Here is a 21,140-nt window from a genome sequence, read left to right on the forward strand (position 1 = left end):
GCCTTTACCCTCCCCCACCCTGGGTCATGGGCCACGGTTTGGTTGGGCCGTTGGAATTCGGGGGGGCCCCCCCCGGCCCCCCCCCCCCCCCCCCCCCCAGCATCCGGTAGGTGTCGGCCCGCTCCGCGTAAGCCCAAGCCCAGTCGGGACTCATCTCCAACGTCTGCGCGAAGTCCGCCAACGCGCTGTCGTAGCTGCCCATGGCGTGGTGGACCTGGGCGCGGGTGCCCACCGTCCACGCGATCTCATCGTCGAGGTCCAGGGAGCGGGTGAGGTCAGCCAGGGCTTCCTCGTAGTGTCCGAGCAGGCGATGTGCCTCGCCGCGCTGGGCAAGGGCCCAGGGGAAGTCGGGAACCAGTTCCACGGCCCGGTCGAGGCTTTCCAGCGCCTGCTCGTAACGCCCCATGGCGAGGTACGCTTCCCCGCGGGTCGCACGGGCACTTTCGAAATCGGGGTTCAGGTCCAGCGCTCGCGCCGCGTCAGCCAGAGCCTCTTCCGGCTCGCCCAATCCCGATCGGGCCAGGCCGCGCAGCGCCAAGGCCATGGCCAGGGCCTGCTCATCGGGCGCGACCTCATCCATCAGGAGCGTCACGTTCTCGACCGCGTCGCTTCTCGAGGACTCCGTGAGAAGGCGCGCGCCCCATGCGCGTACGGGGTCGCTGTCCGCGTCCTGCCCCGCCTCCACGAGCATCCGCGTCCAGCGGCGCTCCCAAGACCGCGACGCGTGGTGCAGGTATTCGCCCAAATATGCCCGCAACTCCTCGCGCAGGGTCTCCTCCGGGGCTGCGCACAGCCGGTGGTAGCCCTCCTCAAGCCGGTAGTCCAGCCAGCGCTCGTGCTCCCACCTCTCATCGTCTTGGAGCGTCTCCTCGATCTCCCGCTGCAATCGGGCGAAGGCATCGGCCAGGCGGAGATGCCGGGCACGCCATCCCTGGGGTGACTGGTTGCGCTGGAGGCGCAGCATGGCTGCCCGAACGACTTCGTGGTACCGACAGCGGCCGGAGCGGTCGTTGACGAACGGGAGAGAACGAAGCCAGCCGTAGAGCCCGGTCACCTCTTCCTCGGCCAAGGCCGCGTAGATGTCCGCGTCCAACTGCCGGGGCAGGGCCGCGGCGAGCGCCGCCGAGCGGTGCGTTTCGTCGCTCACCCATTTCAGGAAGCGCTCGACGGCGGTACCGCTTGGATCGCCTACCGCCTCCGGTGTGTCGGGCTGCGCCTCGGCCAGCATGGACACCAGGACGGGCAGCCCTCCGGTGAGGCGGAGCACGACTTCCACCACCTGCTCGTCGACCACGCCCCTGGCCGAGAGGAGCTGCCGGGCCTCGGCCTCCGTGAAGGGGGCCAGCGGGATGTCCGCGATGAGGTCGGCGTAGTCGGCCCAACAGTGCGGATCGAGCGTCCCCTGCCCCGCCAGCGTCACCACGGTGTTGGCCGGAAGCGAACCGTAGCGGCCCTCGATCATCACGTCACAGAGCCAGGTGTCGAGCAACGGGCCGGTGCGTTCATACGTATCGAAGAACCATGCCACCCAGGGCACCGACGCCGACGCCTCGGCCACGTCGTTCAGGAAGACGGGGGTGAGCGCGTCCAGGGGTGACATCACCAGGTCCACATCGTCGTGGCTGCGGAAGCGAGCGCTCAGTTTGGCCCGTGCCCGGTCGGCCACCTGCGCGATCCGCTCCGGCTCCGCCGCCCCGGCGAAGGCCCCGACGCCCGGAACCATCCCCAGTCCCACCAGCCCCGCCCGGGCGACGAATGCGCTCGACGCCGAGGCCGGGGCTTCGCCTGCCCCGCCCTCCTCCACCGCCGAGTCGGCCTCGTGCCGTCGCTGTCGGTACGTCGCCAACAGCTTGTCGAACGACTTCAGCGGATGTCCCTGCCGGGCGAACTGAGCGCTGATGGCTGCCATGACTTCGGGGACGGTGTTCAGGGACTCGTCCACGTACGCGATGAGCGCCCGGTGCTCGCGCGCGGTGTTCTCCAACTGCCGCATCAGCGTCGTCTTGCCGACGCCGGCGTCCCCGCGCACATGGAAGACGAAGCGGTGCGCCTCGTCCTCGGGCGGTACCGCGAAGTTCTCCCGGTACGCGGCCATCTCCTGGCGCCGCCCCACGAACCGGCGTCGCTGCCGGATCAGACCCGCATCATCGGCCGCTGCGCTCCCACAGCTCCCCTTCCCCCATGAGCAGGGTAGCCGTGACCAACGACATCGGGTCCGGAAAACGCACACACGGCCGGCGGTACAGCGGGCGTTGCGTCCTGCCCTACCGTTCGCCGGTCAGCCGCTTGAACAGGTGCACATCCGCATGGCCTCCGGGGATACCGAGAGTCCTACCGGTCTCGGCATAGCCATGGCGCTCGTAGAAGCCGGGGGCCTGGAACGTGAACATCGACTGCCACGATCCTGAGCGCCTCGCGGCCTTCTGGTGCGCGGTCCTGGACTTCAAGGTGATCGACCGGAGCGAGGGCAAGGTCGAGATCGGCTCATGGGAGCCGACCGTCGAGGAGGTCCGGGCGCGCCAGATGCCGCCCACCCTGCTGTTCATCCGGGTGCCCGAGGGCAAGACCGTGAAGAACCGGCTCCACCTCGACATCAGTCCGATCGACAGCAGTACCGACGACGAGGTGGCCAGGCTGCTCGGCCTTGGCGCCACCAAGGTGGACGTGGGCCAGGGTCCCGGCCGGAGCTGGGTGGTCATGGCCGACCCTGAGGGCAACGAGTTCGACGTCCTGCGCACCCTGGCACCGCCGGTCTAGACGATCGCTGCCCGGGGTTGGTGAGCCAGGTGGCGAGGGAGTCCACATCTGGCGGCATAACCGCACTTTGGGCTCCCTCACCTCATGCGCACAGCCGATCCCTTGGAATCGACCACCTAGGGCTTCTCTCCCAGGGCGGTACGCAGCCAGTCGAGGGAGCCTTGGTTCAGAAGTTCGTCGGCGAGGCGCCGTCCGGTCTCCGTCACCAGTCGGGCACGGCTGTTGTCGATCCAGCGCTGGGCGTTCTCGTACCCCTGGGACAGGTACTCGATCCCCTGGAGGAGGCATTCGAGCTTGTCCGCGTCGCGCGCGCAGATCGCTTCGGGTGACTCCTTGGCCTCGTACTCGGCGACCCATCCCCGCACGGCGGACGCCAGGGTTTCCGGCATGCCAGCGGTCTGGTCGGCTGTCACCGCCTGCGGGTCGGCGGCGGCCGCGTACTTCTTGCCCAGGTAGTTGACGTCTCCGGTCCGCGTCTCCTGCGAGTCGTGCCATACCGCCATCAGCGCGGCTCGGGCGGGATCGGCGCCCTCCAGTTGCGCGATGACCGAAGCGATGAGGGAGGTGCGCCACGCGTGCTCGGCGACGCTCTCCGGGTCTCGCACCCCGGCCATCCACCAGCCGGTCCGCCGGGCCTGCTTCAGCGTTCCGGCCTCGAACAGGAAGCGGGCCACCGCCTGAAGATCGTCAGCCACCTGCATCTCCTCTCACGCCTCGGCGAGGCGGATCGCGTACCGGATGCTCTCAAGTTCTCGGCGCGCGGGTACGGAAATCTCCCGGCTATCCAACATCACCGGCAGCCGTTCCCGGAGGGCGATCGCGGCGCTTCCCGAACGCACCAGTCCGGGCTTCGCGGTGAGCAACGCCCAGAGGGTGTGGACGTTCAGGTCGACGTATCCGTGATGCGGCGCCAGTCCTTGCGCAAGGTGCCTCAGAAGCCGCACCCCGGCCCAGTTGCCGAGGCTCCGAGAGGCGATGAAGTGGTCGGACAGTTCGACGTGCTGTGTTTCGCCGATCCAGTACGCCCAATAGTTCAGGTTGGCCACCTCGCTGACATCGTCCTCGCCCAATGTGGCGCTGATGAAGTGGCGCATACGCTCCCGGTCGCCTTGGCGTGCTGCGACGGCCGCCACGGAACGTTCGTTGAGCCAGCGGCTCAGCCAATCAGCGGGCCGTGTACTGCGCTGCTGACGCACAAGCCAATCGCCGGTGTTCGAACAGTCGTCGTATCCAGAGAGGTAGAGCGATTGGCGACGGAGGAGGAAGCTCTCGTCGCCACGGGCCTCCTCAGCCATACGCCGCACCTGCGCGAAGAAGCGCTCGCGGTCTCCCATGGACAGCTCCGGTCCTGAGGGAACGGGCCCTCGGCGCTGACGGGGCGGGTCAGGGAGTTCCCGGATGGAGGTCGGCGCCTGTCCCGTGAGCGGCCACGTCAGCACCTCCACCAAGTCGCGCTGCATGACCCAGGCACCAAGTGGGTTCTCCTGAAGGGAGGCCTCGCCGTCGAGTACACCCGCCAGCAAGACGTCTGCCTGCATGGCACGCTCGAAGGCCAGCAGAAGCTGTGGGGACGCGCCCATCTGCATCAGCCGATGACGGTGACCGAGCATCTGTCCGACGGGCACCGCTGTCAGTGGCCGCCGCCCGCACTCCCACCCCGCGATCGTGTCGAGCGAGACCCGGAACCGCTCGGCGAGTGCGTCCTGGGTGAGATTCAGTTGTTCCCTTATCAGGCGAAAAACGTACCCGGAAACGATGCCCCTGCGGGCGCGATCGCGCCTTCCCTGACTGCGAGTCAGGGAAGGTGGGTCAGCCTTCGCCATGAGTCCCCCTAGCCGGGTCGTCGCCTCGCCATCATCCCGTACTCTCGGTCCCTTTGTGCTCAATGCGTTGATTCATAGCGTCATGACCAGCGAATTACTCGCCGATTGGACCGAGAGAACCAGGGACATTCACATGGACACGAGCAGCAGGCCGTGGACGCCCCCAAGCGGCAGCGACATCACCGTCCTACCGACCGGCAGATGGTGGGACGCCGTCCGCGCGTCCGCCGCTGTCGGGGAGCGCGCCTTACGGCTGCTCGGGCACGAGTCGGGTGCCGTCATCCAGGACCGGCACGGTCCGTTGTACTGGCTGGTGCGGCCGGGGACGGCGGAGGGGTGGGATGTGCCGGGCGTGCGGGTGCTTGGTACGGGCGCGGACGCTTCGAGCTTCATCGGGGTGCCGCCAGCGCATCGGACCACCCGGCCCGGCACGCTTGGCGCATCCCGATCGGGCCCGATCGCTACCTCACCGATGCCGCGATGCTGCGGGGCGCGCTGGCGCTGGCCGCCATCGCAGAGCTTGGTTCGGGCGAGGTGGCGCGGCGGTGATTCAGGTCTGTCACCGCTGCCAGCGGCCGACCGCCGAGCCGGTCGTCGTCGCGGTAGGCCACGGCGCGAGTGGAGGCGGACATACCGTTTACGCCTGCCCCGCGCACGCTTCCAGCTTTCCGGCACCGCCGGACCCGCTCGCGGAGATCGACAGCCTGCGTCGTACACGCCCAGCCGGCGGCCGGGTCAGTCCGTGACGCCCAGGCGGAGGTGTTCCACGTGATGGAGGGCCTGGTCGAGGAGTTCCGCGACGTGGTTGTCGTGGAGGGAGTAGACGACGGAGCGGCCCTGGCGGGTGCCGGTGACCAGGCCGAGGTTGCGGAGCAGGCGTAGCTGGTGGGAGCAGGCGGACTGCTGCATGCCGACGGCTTCGGCGAGTTCGGTGGCCGGGCAGGGGCCCTCGCGGAGGCGGGCCAGGATCAGCAGGCGTGAGGGGGTGGCGAGGGCCTGGAGGGTGGCGGCGACCGTCTGGGCGTTCTCGGGGGTGAGGCGGGCGCGCGGGGCGGCGGCGTCGCCGGCGGGGGTTTGTGCTCCATGGCCCATGGGCTCATCCTACGGACCGGCCGATGCATGAATACTTGTTCACATGTTGGTGGTAACGTCTGCGGCCATGACGTCCACGCTCACCACCCGGTCCGCGCCGGCGACGGCCCGGCCCGCCGCCGTACCCCGCCGTCGTACGCGCGTACTCGCCCTGCCGGAGGCCCGCTGGGCGCTTTCGGCGCTCGTGCTGTTCCTGGTCGCGCTGGCCGCGCAGCTGCTCGGCGCGCCCGGGTGGGTGTGGGGGCCGCTGTACGGGGCGGTGTACGTCACCGGGGGCTGGGAGCCGGGGCTGGAGGGGTTGAAGGCGCTCAAGGAGCGCACGTTGGACGTGGATCTGCTGATGGTCGTCGCGGCGCTCGGCGCGGCGGCGATCGGGCAGGTGCTGGACGGCGCGCTGCTGATCGTCATCTTCGCGACCTCCGGCGCGCTGGAGGCCGTCGCCACCGCGCGGACCGCCGACTCGGTGCGCGGGCTGCTGGACCTGGCCCCCGCGACCGCCACCCGGCTGCTGCCCGAAGGGGGCGAGGAGACGGTGGGCGTCGACGCGCTGGCGGTCGGGGACACCGTCCTGGTCCGGCCCGGGGAGCGGGTCGGGGCCGACGGGCGGGTGGTGGACGGGGAGAGCGACGTCGACCAGGCCACCATCACGGGCGAGCCGCTGCCGGTCGCCAAGGCGGCCGGGGACGAGGTGTTCGCCGGGACCGTCAACGGCACCGGTGCGCTGCGGGTACGGGTCGTACGGGACCCGTCGGACTCGGTGATCGCCCGCATCGTACGGATGGTCCAGGAGGCGTCGGAGACCAAGGCGCCCACCCAGCTGTTCATCGAGCGGGTCGAACAGCGGTACTCGCTGGTGATGGTGGCCGCCACGCTCGCCCTGTTCGCGGTCCCGCTCGCGCTCGGCGCGGCGCTTCAGCCGACGCTGCTGCGGGCGATGACGTTCATGATCGTCGCGTCACCGTGCGCGGTCGTGCTGGCCACCATGCCGCCGCTGCTGTCCGCCATCGCCAACGCCGGGCGCCATGGCGTGCTGGTGAAGTCGGCGGTCGTCATGGAGCGGCTGGGGCAGGTGGACGCCGTCGCGCTGGACAAGACCGGCACGCTCACCGAGGGCACGCCCCGGGTGACCGAGGTGCGCCCGCTGCCCGGTGCGGGGCTGGACGAGGACGCGCTGCTGCGGCTGGCGGCCGCGGCGGAGCGGCCGAGCGAACACCCCCTGGGCCGGGCCGTCGTGGACGCGGCGACGGGCCGCGGGATCCGGGTGCCGGACGCCGAGGGGTTCGGCTCCGCGCCCGGGCTCGGCGTCTCCGCGACCGTCGAGGGGCGCGAGGTGCGGGTGGGGGCGCCCGCGCGGCTGCTCCCCGACCCGTGCGGCGTCGTCGCCGAGGTGGAGGCGGACGGGCGCACCGCCGTCGCCGTCCTCGTGGACGGCCGCGCGGCCGGAATCCTCGGCCTCGCCGACCGGCTCCGCCCGGACGCGGCGGAAGCGGTCGACAGCCTCGCGGCGCTGACCGGCTCCCGGCCCGCGCTGCTCACCGGCGACAACCGGCGCGCCGCCGACCGTCTCGCCGCCGAGACCGGCATCGACGACGTACGCGCCGGGCTGCTGCCGCAGGACAAGGTGGCCGCCGTACGGGAGCTGGCCGACGCCGGGCGCCGCGTCATGGTCGTCGGGGACGGCGTCAACGACGCCCCCGCCCTGGCCGCCGCCCACACCGGCGTCGCGATGGGCAGGGCGGGCTCCGACCTGGCCCTGGAGACGGCCGACGCGGTCGTCGTACGGGACGAACTGGCCGCCCTGCCCGCCGTCGTACGGCTCTCCCGCACCGCCCGGCGGCTGGTCGTCCAGAACCTGGTCATCGCCGGGGCCTGCATCACCGCGCTGGTCGTCTGGGACCTGGCCGGGCAGCTGCCGCTGCCGCTCGGGGTCGCCGGACACGAGGGCTCCACGGTCCTGGTCGGCCTCAACGGGCTGCGGCTGCTGCGCGAATCCGCCTGGCGGAAGGGCTCAGTCGCCGAGCACCGGTAGCAGCTCCGGAAGGTGGCCGTCCGAGGCGAGGGCGGCGGTCTGCCGCTCCTCCGGGACGTCCCCGTACGTCGTCGTCCGGGGGCGGGCCGGGCGGCCCGCCAGGTCGGCGATGCCGATGAGGTCCTGGATGGAGCGGTAGGAGCCGTACGAGGAGCCCGCCATGCGGGAGATGGTCTCCTCCATGAGCGTGCCGCCCAGGTCGTTGGCGCCGGAGCGCAGCATCTCCGCCGCGCCCTCGGTGCCGAGCTTGACCCAGCTGGTCTGGATGTTGGGGATGTGCGGGTGGAGGAGGACGCGCGCCATGGCCGTCACGGCGCGGTTGTCGCGGGTGGTGGGGCCGGGGCGGGCGATACCGGCGAGGTAGACGGGGGCGTTGGTGTGGATGAAGGGGAGGGTGACGAACTCGGTGAAGCCGCCCGTCTCCTGCTGGATCTCCGCCAGCAGCCGCAGATGGCCCAGCCAGTGGCGCGGCTGGTCGACATGGCCGTACATCATGGTCGAGGACGAGCGGATGCCCAGCTCGTGCGCGGTCTTGATGACCTCCACCCAGGTCGCCGTCGGCAGCTTGCCCTTGGTGAGGATCCAGCGCACCTCGTCGTCGAGGATCTCGGCCGCCGTACCCGGGATGGTGTCGAGGCCCGCGTCGCGCGCCGCCGTCAGCCATTCCCGGATGGACATCCCCGTGCGGCTGGCGCCGTTGACGACCTCCATGGGTGAGAACGCGTGGACGTGCATCCCGGGGACGCGCTCCTTCACGGCCCGGGCGACGTCGAAGTACGCCGTACCGGGCAGGTCCGGGTGGATGCCGCCCTGCATGCACACCTCCACCGCGCCCACGTCCCACGCCTGCTGGGCGCGGTCGGCGACCTGGTCGAGGGAGAGGGTGTACGCGTCGGCGTCGGTGCGGCGCTGCGCGAAGGCGCAGAAGCGGCAGCCGGTGTAGCAGACGTTGGTGAAGTTGATGTTGCGAGTGACGATGTACGTGACGTCGTCGCCGACGGCCGCGCGCCGCAGGTCGTCGGCGATGCCGCACAGGGCGTCCAGCGCGGGCCCGTCGGCGTGCAGGAGGGCCAGCGCCTCGGGGTCGGTGAGCTTCGTCGGGTCGTCGGCGGCCTGCGACAGGGCGGCCTTCACGTCCGCGTCGATACGGGAGGGGGCCATGCCGGGGGCGGCGGCCTCGCGCAGCGCCTCCCAGTCGCCGTACACCTCGTCGAAGTCGTCGCGCCGGTCGCCGGTGCGGCCCTCGGTGTCGATCGTGCGGTGCAGATCGGTGCGGCCGGACCCGGTCGCGGTGAACCCCTCGTCGGGCTCCTGCCAGGGCAGCCCGGCGGGCTTGGCGTCCGGGCGGGCGAGGCCCGTCTCCGGGTCGGCCAGCGCGCGCACGTGCGGCAGCAGCCGCGGGTCCAGCCACGGCTCGCCGCGGGTCACGAACTCGGGGTAGACGGCGAGCCGTTCGCGAAGCTCGAACCCGGCGGCCGCGGAGCGTTCCGCCAGCTCGTCCACCTGGGGCCAGGGGCGCTCGGGGTTGACGTGGTCCGGGGTGAGCGGGGAGACGCCGCCCCAGTCGTCGACACCAGCGCCGATCAGCCGCTCGTACTCCGCGTCGACCAGGTTCGGCGGCGCCTGGATGCAGCCGGAGGGGCCGAGGATGTGCCGGGCGACCGCGACGGTGGCGACCAGGTCGTCCAGCTCGGCGTCCGGCATGCCGCGCATCGCCGTGTCCGGCTTGGCGCGGAAGTTCTGGACGATGACTTCCTGGATGCCGTGGTACGAGCGGGCCACCCGGCGCAGCGCGAACAGCGAATCGGCGCGCTCCTCGTACGTCTCCCCGATGCCGATCAGCAGCCCGCTGGTGAACGGGACGGAGCTGCGGCCCGCGTCCTCCAGAACGCGCAGCCGGACGGCCGGTTCCTTGTCCGGCGAGCCGTAGTGCGGGCCGCCGGGCTCGCTCCACAGCCGCTCGGACGTGGTCTCCAGCATCATGCCCATGGAGGGCGCGACGGGCTTGAGGCGCTGGAAGTCCGTCCAGGTCATGACGCCGGGGTTGAGGTGCGGCAGCAGCCCGGTCTCCTCCAGGATGCGGATCGCCATGGCCCGTACGTACGCGATGGTGTCGTCGTACCCCTCGGCCTCCAGCCACTCCCGCGCCTCGGGCCAGCGGTCCTCGGGGCGGTCGCCGAGCGTGATCAGCGCTTCCTTGCAGCCCATCTCGGCGCCGCGGCGGGCGATGTCCAGCACCTCGTCGGGGGACATGAACATCCCGTGGCCCTCGCGGCGCAGCTTGCCGGGGACGGTCGCGAACGTGCAGTAGTGACACTTGTCGCGACACAGCCGGGTGAGCGGGATGAAGACGCTCCGCGAGTACGTGATGACCCCGGGGCGGCCCGCGGCCTCCAGACCGGCGTCCCGCACGCGCGCGGCGGACGCGGCCAGGTCGCTCAGGTCGTCCCCGCGCGCCTGGAGCAGCACCGCCGCCTCGGCGGTGTCCAGCGCCACGCCCTCGCGGGCGCGCTTGAGCGCACGGCGCATCGCGTTGGCCGTGGGGGGCGTCGGTCCATTTCCCTGCGCGCTCGTGGTCATCCTCCGAGCATACGAGTGGGGTCCGTCACCGCCAGACCGTCCGGGCCTGCGGTTTTGTGGGTCTGATCACGACAATTCGGCGCCGGTGCCGGGAATATCCATGCGGGCTACAGACACCCCGGCTACAGGTACCGCGCGCAGGCGTCCAGGGTGTGCAGGATCTCCGTCTCGTCCCCGGGCGGGAGCTGCACGACGACCTCCTCGATGCCGAGGTCGGCGTAGTGGGCGAGCTTGCCGGGCGAGGGGCGCACCGCGTACGGCACGACCTCCAGCGCCGCCGGGTCGCGCCCCGCGTCCGCCCAGACGCGGCGCAGTTCTGGAAGGCTCTCCGTAAGACCGCCGCCGCCGATCGGCAGCCAGCCGTCCGCGTACGCGGCGATGTGCGCGAACAGCTTCGGCCCGGCCGCCCCGCCGATCAGGGTGCGCGGCCCGGTGAGCGGATCGCCGGACGGGCGCTCCCGGATCACCGGTTTGGGGTACGCGAGGCTCGCCCGTACTGACGCGTACGGGCCCTGATGGGCCGTGGGCTCCTCCGTCCACAGGGCGCGCATCAGCGCCATCCGGTCGCGGACCAGCTCGCGGCGCTCCGCCCAGACGGTGCCGTGGTCGGCGGCCTCCTCGACGTTCCAGCCGTAGCCGATGCCGAAGGTGAAGCGCCCGCCGGACAGGAAGTCCAGGGTGGCCACGCTCTTCGCGAGGACGACCGGATCGTGCTGGGCGACGAGGCAGATGCCGGTGCCGAGCGCCAGCCGCTCGGTGACGGCGGCCGCCTGGCCGAGCGCCACGAACGGGTCGAGGGTGCGGCCGTACGGGCGCGGCAGCGGCTCGCCCATGGGGGCGGGGGTGTCGCGGCTGACCGGGATGTGGGTGTGCTCGGGCAGATACAGCCCGGCGAATCCGCGCTGCTCCAGCTCGCGCCCGAGCCAGGCGGGGCGGACGGTCTCGTCGGTGAGGAAGACGGTGGTCGCGATGCGCATGAAGGGGCCGCTCCTGCCGCCGGGGGTTGAGGGGACGTATGTTCCCTCACCGCCACGAGGTTATCCACAGGGCTTTCCGCGGATGTCATCGACGCGTACAACGGTTTGACTGCTCTCCCGCCAAATGGCGAGAGATCCCTGGCTCAGGCTGCCTTCCGGACCGGCGGCCCGGGAGGTCTTACGCCCTCGACACCAGCCGGGTTCAGACCAGCCCGGACGAGCATCACATGGGCGGAGTTCTTGTCCCCGGGGGACACGGCTCCGCACGCGAGGCAGGTGTAGGTACGTTCCGAGAGAGGTAGTGCGTGCTTGGTTCTCGCTCCGCACCGCGCACAGTCCATGGTGGTGTGCGCAGGGTGCACCAGCCGGATGTCCCGCTGGTGCTTGCGGCCCATTCAGTCCACACCCAGCACCAAGCCGGTCCGGGGAAGCGGCTCGACCTGGGCGGGAACGACGAACGACGCGTACCAATGGCCAACGCTGTCCCTATAGACGCGCACGCTCGACGGATCGGCCGGAAGCTCGCGCGACCACACGACCGTCAGCACGATGCCGCCCGCCAGGTGCAGGCGCCCGTCCTTCAAGCGGAAGCCACGCCGGGTGTAGTTCAGGGTCGGGCCACAGTCCCGCTTCTTCTTCCAGCGGGGCATCCCCGCCCGCCGGTGCACGGGGAGCCGGTCCTTGATGTTCTTCAGCGCCTTCGCGCGGGACTCGCCGAAGTCTCGGATGAGCTGCTGCTGAGGAACCGAGGAGCCCTCCCGGAGCCAGGGTGTGATGCGGCGGGCCTCGGTCAGCATCTTGTCGAGCGCGGCCGGTCCGCACTTCTCCCCGCCCTGGTGGGCCCTCTTCGAGCGGGCCACGCACTCGTTCCACACCCATCGGCACCGGCCCCACTCCGCCTCAAGCGCCACACGGGCGCTGGCGGACACGCGAAGCCGGAAGGTCCACCGGGCATACCCGATGTCCTCGCCGGTCTTCACTTCCGCAGTCACAATCGCCAATCTAAACGGGAGGTACGACAGTTGAGAGTTCCTGGCCTGTGCGGCCTGCCCCGGCACTGGGCACGGTGGACACCGAATGGCCGCAACGACGATTCGGCCACACCGGCCCAGCTCCGCAGGAGTCCCATTCCTCCCTGGCCTGAAGGCCAGGGCATCTTCGGAGAAACCAGGTGACGCGGGTGACACGACGGCAGGTAGGACAACTGGGGGCAGGCCTGCAGCGACGGGACGTACTCAGACTCTCCACGCTCGCGGGCGCGGCGGGGATGCTCACGCTCGACCCGGTGTCCTTCGCGCAGGCCGACGCGGGGGACGGCAGAGACGAGAAGGCGCGCACGATCACCGGTCATCTGCCCACCGGCTCCCCGGACTTCGTCTATCTGCCGGTGGAGGTGCCGTCCGGGGTCCGCGAGATCGCGGTCTCTTATTCGTACGACAAACCGGCCGTCCCCGCGGGCACGCAGGGGAACGCGTGCGACATCGGCATCTTCGACGAGCGCGGTACGGAGCTGGGCGGGCGCGGCTTCCGCGGCTGGTCCGGCGGCGCGCGTACGGAGTTCGCGATCAGCGCCGCGGAGGCCACCCCCGGATACCTCGCCGGGCCGGTGCGGGCGGGCACCTGGCATGTCGTCCTCGGCCCGTACACGGTCGCCCCGCAAGGCCTGGACTACAAGGTCACCGTCACCCTGCGGTTCGGCCCTCCCGGCACGACGCCGAAGCCGGTGTACCCGCCGCAGCGGGCCAAGGGGCGCGGCCGGGCCTGGTACCGGGGCGACTCCCATCTGCACACCGTGCACTCCGACGGCAAGCGCACCCCGGCCGAGCTGGCCGCCGCCGCCCGCGCCGCCGGGCTCGACTTCATCACCACGACCGAGCACAACACCACCTCCGCCCACGGTGCGTTCGAGGGCCTGTGGGGCGACGACCTGCTGATCATCACCGGTGAGGAGATCACCACCCGGAACGGTCATGTGGTGGCCCTCGGCATCGCCCCGGGCACCTTCATCGACTGGCGCTACCGCGCCCGGGACAACCGCTTCGGCCAGTTCGCGCGCAAAATCCGGCAGGCGGGCGGCCTGGTGATCCCCGCCCATCCGCACGGCACCTGCGTCGGCTGCAACTGGAAGTTCGGCTTCAACGAGGCCGACGCGGTCGAGGTGTGGAACGCCGACTTCGGCCCGGACGACGAGGCGACCGTCCTGGAGTGGGACAACACCCTGGTCGCCGCCGCCCGCGGGGACGGCCGCTGGCTGCCCGCCGTCGGCAACAGCGACTCCCACCGCGAGCCCGCGCCCGTCGGCCTCCCCCAGACCGTCGTCCTCGCCGACGACCTGTCGCGCACCGCCCTCCAGGACGGCATCCGCTCCGGCCGCTGCTGGATCGCCGAGTCGTCCACGGTCGACCTCGCCTTCGAGGCGGTGGACGGCCGCGGCCACCACGCCGGAATCGCCGACCGGCTGGCGGTCGCCCCCGACACCGAGGTGACGGTCCGTCTGAAGGTCACGGGCGCGGGCCCGGGCCGCCAGGTCCGCCTCATCACCGACCAGGGCCCGCTGTACGCCACCGCCCTCCCCGACTCCGGCTCCGGCACGGTGGAGTGGAAGACCACGCCCTCCTACGCGGCCTACGTACGCGCCGAGATACGCCACCCGGCGGCGGACGGCGGCGCGTCGGGCGTACCGGGCCCGATGGTCGCCCTGACCAACCCGATCTGGCTGGGCGAGCGGTAGAGCGGGCCCGCGGAGCCCGCGGCATCAGTCCACAGCGCCATCGCGACCGGAGGTGAGTCCGGCGAGGAGCTGCAGACCTTCGGCGCTGGGTGAGCCGGGGTCCGCGTGGTAGATCACGAGGAGCTGCTGTGCTTCCGGTCTGAGCAGCTTCTCGTACCGCAGGTCGAGCGTGCCGACCTGCGGGTGGTCGAACCGGGTGTGGCCGGTGGCGCGGCGGCGCACGTCCCGCTTGGCCCACAGGGTGCGGAAGCGTTGGCTGGCGACGGTGAGTTCTCCGATGGTCGCGAGCAGGTCGGGATCGGCGTCGTCCAGGCTGAGCACGGCGCGAAGGCCGGAGACGGCCTTCGCGGTCATGTCGTCCCACTGGGGGTAGAGGCTGCGCATCTCCGGTTCGAGGAACGCGGCACGCAGCGGGTTGTGCCCGACGGCGAAGAACGGGCAGAGGGCCACGGCGAGGGGGTTCGCGGCGACGACCCGTCCGTCGGGTCCCTGGGCGTAGGCGGGGGTGAGCGGCCAACCGTCGAGCAGGGGCTGAAGGGTGGCATCGCTGCCCTGTCGGCGCGGCCGCCGGCGGCGGGCCGCGGGCGCGGGGTGCGCGAGGCGGTGCAGGTAGACGATGGCGTCGTCGTCGAGCTGAAGGGCGCTGGCCAGGCTGTCGAGGATCTCGTCCGAGGGGTGCTGGTTGCGCCCCTGTTCCAGCCGCAGGTAGTACTCGGGGCTGATACCGGCGAGGTACGCGACTTCCTCGCGGCGCAGCCCGGGGACGCGGCGGCGAACGCCCGCGGGAAGGCCGGCCTGCTCCGGGCTGAGCTGCTCCCGCCGCGCTCGCAGAAAGCCGCCGAGGGTGTCGGCCATGGGCTGCATCCTTCGACGTTAGCCGGTGAGCAGGCCGAGCCGGATCAGGCTGTCGGCGGTGGCGACGACGCTCTGCTCGTTCGAGCGCGGGGTCCAGGCGAGGTGTTCGCGTGCTTTGGCGTTGCTGGCCCGCCGGACCACGCCCAGCTGCGGAATCGTCTCGCGCAGCTGCGGGGTGACCACGGCCAGCAGTCTCAGCAGCCATGCCGGTGCGGCACGGGTGGGAGCCTTCGCCGCGGACTCGCCGAGCCGGGAGCGCAGCGCCAGGGCGATGTCATGGAAGGAGAGGGGCTCTCCGGCCACTGCCAGATACCGCTGCCCGGCGGCCGCCGGCGCGGTCATGGCCTTGATGTGGAGGTCGGCGACGTCCCGGACGTCGACGGTGTTGGTCCAGATCGGCGGGGCGGCGCGCAGGGAGCCGTTGAGCATGGCGGTGATGATGCGGACCGAGCTGGAGTAGTCCGGGCCGAGGACCGGCCCGAATATCCCGACCGGGTTGATCACGGTCAATTCCATCCCCGGTGCCTGGTCGGTGATGAAGTCCCACGCCGCGCGCTCGGCGAGGGTCTTGGACTTGACGTACGGGGTGACTCCCGGCCCGTCGGGGTTGGTCCAGTCCGCTTCGGTGAAGACGCGGTGGGTCGAGCCGTGGCCGTAGCCGACGGCGGCGAACGACGAGGTGAGCACCACCCGCCCCACCCCGGCGTCCCGGGCCGCGCGCAGTACCCGCAGCGCCCCGTCGCGGGCGGGCCCGATCAGGTCGTTCTCGTCCTTCGGGGCCGCGCCGGGAAACGGTGAGGCGATGTGCAGGACGTAGTCGGCACCCGATGCCGCTTCGTCCCACCCGGCGTCGGAGGTCAAATCGGCCTCGACGTAGATGACCTGATCCCGGCCCGGCGCCCCGGCCGCGTCGAGCATCGTGGCGACGTCGGGTCGCCGCGCCAGGGACCGCAGGGTGGTGGTGACCGAGTGCCCGGACACCAAGAGCCGCGCGATCGTGTGGGAGGCCAGGAAGCCGGTGCCGCCGGTGACGAGTATGTGTGCCATGGCCCAAGGGTCGTCGTCACCGTCGGCCCGCTCCAGACACCGCCGACCCTAGTACCCGCAGGGACAGGAACAGGGATCGTGCTGCGCGGCACTCCCACCGACTCTCCTAGTGGGAGGACTTCCTCGGCCACTTCGAGCGCCGCAAGCTCTCCGTCGGCACCTGCGCCCGCGCCTACGGAACCGCTGAACGCTCGCTCCTGCCGTCTCCCGGTCTCCCCCGCCGCCCCCGTCCGCCCCCGGCCGACAGGGCCGACCTGGTGGGAGGCATGAACCGGCGCTCGTGTCGATCCCCCCAGGGTGGGACAACGCTTCGCGCCAAAGTGCTGCCTCCCGAGGAGCTCCTGCCTCCGCCCCACAAGGAGATAGGAGTTGAAACACTCACTTACTGACCTATTTGAGATCAGTACAGGCGTTCTCCTGGCTTATCAGCTCATCTCATTGCGAAGGATGACGGCTACTACCGGATTCGGGAAAGGGTGTGCTCGACATGGCGGACTGGGTGAAGGTCGCGGGCGGTCTCAGTGCCATCTCGGTGGGGTCCAGGACGACGGTGTGGGGTGTGAACGCGGCAAGCGCCATCTACCGGTACACCAACTACGACGCCAACCCGTGGATCAACATCCCCGGGGGATTGAGCGACATCGGTGCCGCGGCAGACGGCACCGTGTGGGGGGTCAACAGCGGCAACCAGATCTACCGGTACATCGGAGACCAGGGGACCACCAACTGGGTGGGCATCAACGGGAGCCTGGTCCGCATCGACGCGGGCTCCCGGACGAACGTGTGGGGGGTGGACTCCGCCGGCGCCATCTACCGCTACACCAACAACGACGCCAACCCGTGGATCAAGATCTCTGGCGTCGCCACCGACATCGGCGCGGGCGCCGACGGCACCGTGTGGTGCGTCAACAGCGGCAACCAGATCTACCGATACATCGGGGACCAGGACAGCTCGGCCGCGTGGAAGGGCGTCCCCGGCAGCCTCAAGCGCATCGCGGTGGGCTCCCGGACGAACGTGTGGGGCATCGACCCCGCCGGAAGCATCTACCGGTACACCAACAACGACGCCAGCGGCACCAACCCGTGGATCAAGATCCCCGGCGTCGCCACCGACATCGGCGCGGGCGCCGACGGCACCGTGTGGCACGTCAACAGCGCCGGCGACATCTACCGGTACACCGGCGACCAGCCGAGCTGATTCCGGCTCCGTGCGAGCCCCTTGCCGGGACGGGCCGGGGGCCCGCACGGATGGCTTGGCCAGTACGCCGTGTACTTCAACTGCTCAACCCGGGCGCCGACGTCGAAACCTCAGCGGTTCAGAGAAGGTCACAGCCCCGTCCCTAAGCGCCCAAGATGATCCGGGCGGCGACCGGAAGGTGGTCGCTGCCGGTGGCGGGCAGGGTGCGGAGGTGGCCGACCGTCGCCGAGCGCGCCATCACCTGGTCGATCCGGGCCAGCGGGAAACCGGCGGGGAAGCTGAACGCGAAGCCCCGCTCCGCCACGTTCATCCGGGAGGTCAGCGGGGACAGCCCACGGTCCTCGACCGTGCCGTTGAGGTCGCCCATAAGGATCACCGTCTTCCGCTGCTCGGCGGCGATGGCCTCGCCCAGCAGCCCGGCGCTCTCGTCGCGCCGGGAGGACGCGAGGCCGCTCGCCCCGACGCGCACCGAGGGCAGGTGCGCGACGTACGCCGCGACCTCACCGCGCGGCGTACGGACCCCGGCCCGCAGCCCGCGTCGCCAGTCCTCCGTGATCTCCCGGGGCTTGATGTCCAACGGCCGCACATCGGTGAGCCGGTGCTTCGACCACAGCCCGACCGTGCCCCGCACGGCGTGGTACGGGTACTCCGGCGCGAGGGTCTTCTCGTACGCCGGTAGCGCCTTGGGCACCAGCTCCTCCAGCGCGATGAGATCGGGCCCGGCGTCGGCCAGGGAGCGGGCCGTACCCGCCGGGTCGTCGTTCTCGTCGCTGACGTTGTGCTGCACCACGAGCAGGTCGCTTTCCGTCTCCCCGGGCAGGAGCAGCCCGCCGAAGAGGTACGTCCACGCCGCCACCGGCAGCAGCGGGGCCACCAGCGCGGTGGCCGAACGACGCAGCAGCGCCAGGCCCAGCAGCACGACGACCACCAGGCCGAGCCACGGCAGGAACGCCTCCAGCAGACTGCCCAGCCGCCCCACGGAGTTGGGCACCGCCCGGTGGAACGCCAACAACCCGGCCGTCAGCACGGCCAGCCCGGCGAGCACCCGCCCCCGCGTCCAGACGGACCGCCCCTCGCCCGTCCCCCACCGCCGCACCCGCCGCAGCATTTCCGCCTTCACCGTCCACCGCTTCCCATCCGTCCGGGCCCACTCCCGGAGACGATCACGCGGGCGAATCGGTTTCTGGCGGGCTCAGGCGAACTGATTGGTGTCGAAGAGCTGGTTGATGTGGCCGCCGAGTGCGGACCAGTGCTGTCCGGAGAGTTCGGCGGCGGCGCGGGCGTCGCCGGTGGCGCAGACCTCGATGAGCTGGTCGTGGTGCTCGATGGTGTTGCGACCGCCCAGCAGCGTGGAGAACTTGCGGTAGAGGATGCGATGGATCTGGGGGTGGACCTGTTCGACGATCCGGCTGAGCACGGGGTTGTCCGCGGCCGTGATGGGGACGGCGTGGAAGCAGTCGTCGGCGGCGAGCGCGGCGTCGGTGTCGTTGTCGGCGACGGCGCGTTCGAAGGCCCGGTTGGCCTCGCGCATGTGCTTCAGGTCCTGCTCGGTCATGACCGGCACGGCGGTCTCTATGGCGAGATGGTCGAGGGCGCGCAGGACCGCGAGGGTCTTTTCGACGTCGCGGCGGTTGAGGGTGGTGATGCGGGTGTAGACGCCCGGTTTGGCCTCGACCAGTCCGATGTCGGCGAGCCGGGCGAGTGCCTCGCGCACCGGGGTGCGGCTGAGCCCGAGGCGCTCGGCGAGTTCGCTGTCCTTGACCTTCTCCCCCGGGACCAGTTCGCCGCGCACGATGGAGTCGCGCAGACGGTGGAAGACCTCGTCGCTGAGGAGGCGGCGGGAGACAGGGCTGTCCAGTGACATATTGCGTACAATACATCGCTTCCTGTCCGGGTCGGCTGCCTCATGCCGCGCGGGTCCGGCGGACGAGGGCTCTGGCCAGGATGGCGGCGGGGTCGATGAGGGGGACGTCGACGGCGTCGGAGGGAAGGCCGAGGGGGATCTCGGTGCATCCTGCGATGATCGCCTGCGCGCCCCGTGCGGTCAGCCGCCATGCTGCCCGGGTCAGGGACGCGGTGGCGGTGGCGAGGGTGCCCGCTTTCACGGCGCGGATGGCGGCCATGACCTCGCCGTCCTGGTCGGCGTCGTCGGGCAGCACGAGGCGGATGCCGTAGCGGTCGAGCCATTCCTGGTACAGGCCCGCACGGACGGTGCCGGTGGTGGCCAACAGCCCCGCCGTACGGACGGCCGGTCGCAGGGTGGTGAGGTGGTCGGCCACCTCACCGATCATGTGGATGATCGGCAGGCCGACGTGGTCGGCGATGCGGGGGACGAAGGCGTGGGCGGTGTTGCAGGGGATGGCGATGACGGTGGCACCGGCCTCGCGCAGGACGCGGCTGCCGTTGAGGAGCCAGGGGGTGGGGTCGGGGCCGTTGCCGAGGAGCGCCTCGGTGCGGTCCGGGATGGTGGGGTCGGACCAGATGACCGCCCTGAGGTGGTCCTGGTCGCTGCGGCCCGGCGTCATCGACACCAGCTTGGCGTAGAAGTCGGCGGTGGCCGCCGGACCCATGCCGCCGAGGATGCCGATGATCTCCGTTGTGCCGACCGGGTTGGTCACCGTGCGCCGTCCTTCCGGAGGGCCTGGGCGAACTGCGGTGCGAGGCCGGTGTCGTCGGTCCCGGTGGCGTCGGCGGCGGCCTCGCGCCGTCCGTGTTTGGCCTCCCGTCGCTTCTCGGAACTGTCCACGACGGCGGCGGCGAGTGCGTTGCCGATGACGTTCACGCCGGTGCGGGCCATGTCGACGATGAAGTCCACGCCGAGCAGCAGGGCGATGCCCTCGGCGGGCAGTCCGATGCTGTTGCCGGCCGCGATGAGGACGACGACGGAGGCGGAGGCCACGCCCGCCATCCCCTTGGAGAGGAGCACCAGCACACCGACCATGACGAGCAGGGCGGGCAGGGAAGTGTCGGCGCCGTAGGCGTTGGCGATGAAGACCAGGCCCGCGGCCTGGTACAGGACGGAGCCGTCGGTGTTGAACGAGTAGCCCAGGGGGACGACGAACGAGGTCGTCGACCGGTTGAGGCCGAAGTCCTCCAGCTTGCCCATGAGCGGAGCCAGCACGGATTCGGAGCTGCGGGTGACGAAGGCTATGCCTGCCAGGTTGGCGATCGATTTCAGCAGCGCGATGTAGCGGATGCGGTAGATCGCGGCGATGAGGGGGAACAGCACGCCGATCACGATGACCAGGCCCGCGTAGACGACGGCGATGAATCCCATGAGGCTGCGCAGGTTGCCGAAGCCGTAGTGGGCGACGTCGTACGAGAGGAAGCCGAGCACGCCCACGGGGGCGACGCGGATGACGTACCCGACGACCTTGAACATCACCGTCGCGACGGAGTCCAGCACCGTGGCGAAGGGAGCCGCCTTCTCGCCGATGGCGGCCATGGCCACGCCCACCAGCAGGGCGAAGACGATCGCGCCGAGCAGGTTGCCCTCGCTGAAGGCGGCGAAGATGTTCTTCGGAACCGCGTGCAGGATCAGCTCGTGGAAGTCGATCCCCTGGTCCAGGCTTTCCAGGTCCTTGGGGTCGGCGGTCCCGACGGGGGCGCCCTTGCCGATGCCGGTGAACTTCGCGAGGCCCACGGCGATCAGCAGGACGACGGTGGTGACCAGCTCGAAGTAGAGGATGGCCTTCCCCGCGATCCGGCCGACCTTCTTGACCGACTCCATGCGGGCGATGCCCAGCACGATGAGCGGGAAGACCAGGGGCAGGACGACGACCTGCACCAGGTTCAGGAAGATGTCGCCGAGGATCTTCATCTGCTCGCCGACGGTCGGCGCCAGGGCCCCGATGAGGGCTCCCAGCCCGACGGCGATGATCGACTGCACGCCGATCGGCATCCGCAGACATCGCCGCAGAAGCCCCGGTGGGGGTCCGGAATCCGTGTTTGTGCTGGTGGTTCGCGTAGGCGGTGCGTTCATCGGCGCTCCAATATATTGCGCTCTGCGTATTGGGCGGTAAGACTGCGCCCCCTGGCGGCGGCCTGTCAA

17 protein-coding genes and 1 pseudogene are annotated in these 21,140 nt (G+C 70.9%); 4 read left to right on the top strand and 14 right to left on the bottom strand.

Features of this window, described 5'->3' with window-relative positions:
* Nucleotides 1-4 precede the first annotated feature (4 nt).
* Both ACH4TL_RS05350 and ACH4TL_RS05355 read right to left on the bottom strand, forming a co-directional pair.
* Complete coding sequence (locus ACH4TL_RS05350) at nucleotides 5-2,095, bottom strand: tetratricopeptide repeat protein (protein ID WP_398425151.1); 2,091 nt, start codon at nucleotides 2,093-2,095, stop codon at nucleotides 5-7.
* A gap of 169 nt (nucleotides 2,096-2,264) precedes the next feature.
* Nucleotides 2,265-2,390 carry a hypothetical protein gene (locus ACH4TL_RS05355; RefSeq protein ID WP_398311827.1) on the bottom strand — a complete coding sequence of 42 codons (126 nt, stop codon included), beginning with the start codon at nucleotides 2,388-2,390 and terminating at the stop codon, nucleotides 2,265-2,267.
* Here ACH4TL_RS05355 and ACH4TL_RS05360 point away from each other — a divergent pair.
* Complete coding sequence (locus ACH4TL_RS05360; RefSeq protein ID WP_398311824.1) at nucleotides 2,383-2,757, top strand: VOC family protein; 375 nt, start codon at nucleotides 2,383-2,385, stop codon at nucleotides 2,755-2,757. The genes ACH4TL_RS05355 and ACH4TL_RS05360 overlap by 8 nt on opposite strands.
* Before the next feature lie 116 nt (nucleotides 2,758-2,873).
* On the opposite strand, the gene ACH4TL_RS05365 is transcribed toward ACH4TL_RS05360, so the two are convergent.
* From ACH4TL_RS05365 to ACH4TL_RS05375, 3 genes are all read right to left on the bottom strand, one after another.
* Nucleotides 2,874-3,452: an HD family hydrolase gene (locus ACH4TL_RS05365; protein ID WP_398311821.1), complete on the bottom strand. Its 579-nt coding sequence runs from the start codon at nucleotides 3,450-3,452 to the stop codon at nucleotides 2,874-2,876.
* 12 nt (nucleotides 3,453-3,464) lie between these two features.
* Entirely contained in the window at nucleotides 3,465-4,580 is a 1,116-nt protein-coding gene (locus ACH4TL_RS05370; RefSeq protein WP_398311818.1) for a helix-turn-helix domain-containing protein, read from the bottom strand.
* Nucleotides 4,581-5,315: 735 nt separating this feature from the next.
* On the bottom strand, nucleotides 5,316-5,672 hold the full coding sequence (locus ACH4TL_RS05375) for an ArsR/SmtB family transcription factor (RefSeq protein ID WP_398311815.1): 357 nt from the start codon (nucleotides 5,670-5,672) through the stop codon (nucleotides 5,316-5,318).
* A 67-nt stretch (nucleotides 5,673-5,739) separates the two neighbouring features.
* Between ACH4TL_RS05375 and ACH4TL_RS05380 the strand changes: the two genes are divergently transcribed.
* Nucleotides 5,740-7,701, top strand: coding sequence for a heavy metal translocating P-type ATPase (locus ACH4TL_RS05380; RefSeq protein ID WP_398311812.1), 1,962 nt, complete (start codon nucleotides 5,740-5,742; stop codon nucleotides 7,699-7,701).
* On the opposite strand, the gene ACH4TL_RS05385 is transcribed toward ACH4TL_RS05380, so the two are convergent.
* The 3 genes and pseudogenes from ACH4TL_RS05385 to ACH4TL_RS05395 form a co-directional block, all read right to left on the bottom strand.
* Entirely contained in the window at nucleotides 7,681-10,281 is a 2,601-nt protein-coding gene (locus ACH4TL_RS05385; protein WP_398311809.1) for a bifunctional FO biosynthesis protein CofGH, read from the bottom strand. The two genes, ACH4TL_RS05380 and ACH4TL_RS05385, sit on opposite strands and share 21 nt — an antisense overlap.
* Before the next feature lie 122 nt (nucleotides 10,282-10,403).
* Nucleotides 10,404-11,258: a TIGR03619 family F420-dependent LLM class oxidoreductase gene (locus ACH4TL_RS05390; RefSeq protein ID WP_398311806.1), complete on the bottom strand. Its 855-nt coding sequence runs from the start codon at nucleotides 11,256-11,258 to the stop codon at nucleotides 10,404-10,406.
* 143 nt (nucleotides 11,259-11,401) lie between these two features.
* A pseudogene (locus ACH4TL_RS05395) lies at nucleotides 11,402-12,250 on the bottom strand (RNA-guided endonuclease InsQ/TnpB family protein).
* Between the two features lie 275 nt (nucleotides 12,251-12,525).
* Between ACH4TL_RS05395 and ACH4TL_RS05400 the strand changes: the two are divergent.
* Complete coding sequence (locus ACH4TL_RS05400; protein ID WP_398313656.1) at nucleotides 12,526-13,989, top strand: CehA/McbA family metallohydrolase; 1,464 nt, start codon at nucleotides 12,526-12,528, stop codon at nucleotides 13,987-13,989.
* Between the two features lie 24 nt (nucleotides 13,990-14,013).
* On the opposite strand, the gene ACH4TL_RS05405 is transcribed toward ACH4TL_RS05400, so the two are convergent.
* Together ACH4TL_RS05405 and ACH4TL_RS05410 are read right to left on the bottom strand one after the other, a co-directional pair.
* Nucleotides 14,014-14,844 (bottom strand): helix-turn-helix transcriptional regulator, encoded by an 831-nt coding sequence (locus ACH4TL_RS05405; protein WP_398311803.1) that lies wholly within the window; start codon nucleotides 14,842-14,844, stop codon nucleotides 14,014-14,016.
* 18 nt (nucleotides 14,845-14,862) lie between these two features.
* Complete coding sequence (locus ACH4TL_RS05410) at nucleotides 14,863-15,891, bottom strand: SDR family oxidoreductase (protein ID WP_398311800.1); 1,029 nt, start codon at nucleotides 15,889-15,891, stop codon at nucleotides 14,863-14,865.
* 487 nt (nucleotides 15,892-16,378) lie between these two features.
* Here ACH4TL_RS05410 and ACH4TL_RS05415 point away from each other — a divergent pair, with 487 nt between their 5' ends.
* The gene (locus ACH4TL_RS05415; RefSeq protein WP_398311797.1) at nucleotides 16,379-17,089 is read left to right on the top strand and encodes a tectonin domain-containing protein; all 711 of its coding nucleotides are present in this window, start codon (nucleotides 16,379-16,381) and stop codon (nucleotides 17,087-17,089) included.
* 142 nt (nucleotides 17,090-17,231) lie between these two features.
* Here ACH4TL_RS05415 and ACH4TL_RS05420 read toward each other — a convergent pair whose 3' ends face one another.
* From ACH4TL_RS05420 to ACH4TL_RS05435, 4 genes are all read right to left on the bottom strand, one after another.
* A complete protein-coding gene (locus ACH4TL_RS05420) occupies nucleotides 17,232-18,197 on the bottom strand; it encodes an endonuclease/exonuclease/phosphatase family protein (protein ID WP_398313654.1) in 966 nt (321 codons plus the stop codon).
* A gap of 84 nt (nucleotides 18,198-18,281) precedes the next feature.
* Nucleotides 18,282-18,953: a GntR family transcriptional regulator gene (locus ACH4TL_RS05425; RefSeq protein WP_398311794.1), complete on the bottom strand. Its 672-nt coding sequence runs from the start codon at nucleotides 18,951-18,953 to the stop codon at nucleotides 18,282-18,284.
* Nucleotides 18,954-18,993: 40 nt separating this feature from the next.
* Nucleotides 18,994-19,707, bottom strand: coding sequence for an aspartate/glutamate racemase family protein (locus ACH4TL_RS05430; RefSeq protein WP_398311791.1), 714 nt, complete (start codon nucleotides 19,705-19,707; stop codon nucleotides 18,994-18,996).
* Nucleotides 19,704-20,990, bottom strand: coding sequence for a dicarboxylate/amino acid:cation symporter (locus ACH4TL_RS05435; RefSeq protein WP_398311788.1), 1,287 nt, complete (start codon nucleotides 20,988-20,990; stop codon nucleotides 19,704-19,706). Before ACH4TL_RS05435 ends, ACH4TL_RS05430 begins: the two co-directional genes overlap by 4 nt.
* Nucleotides 20,991-21,140 lie beyond the last annotated feature (150 nt).

It is taken from the genome of Streptomyces sp. NPDC021115, assembly GCF_044333065.1.
Lineage (GTDB): Bacteria > Actinomycetota > Actinomycetes > Streptomycetales > Streptomycetaceae > Streptomyces.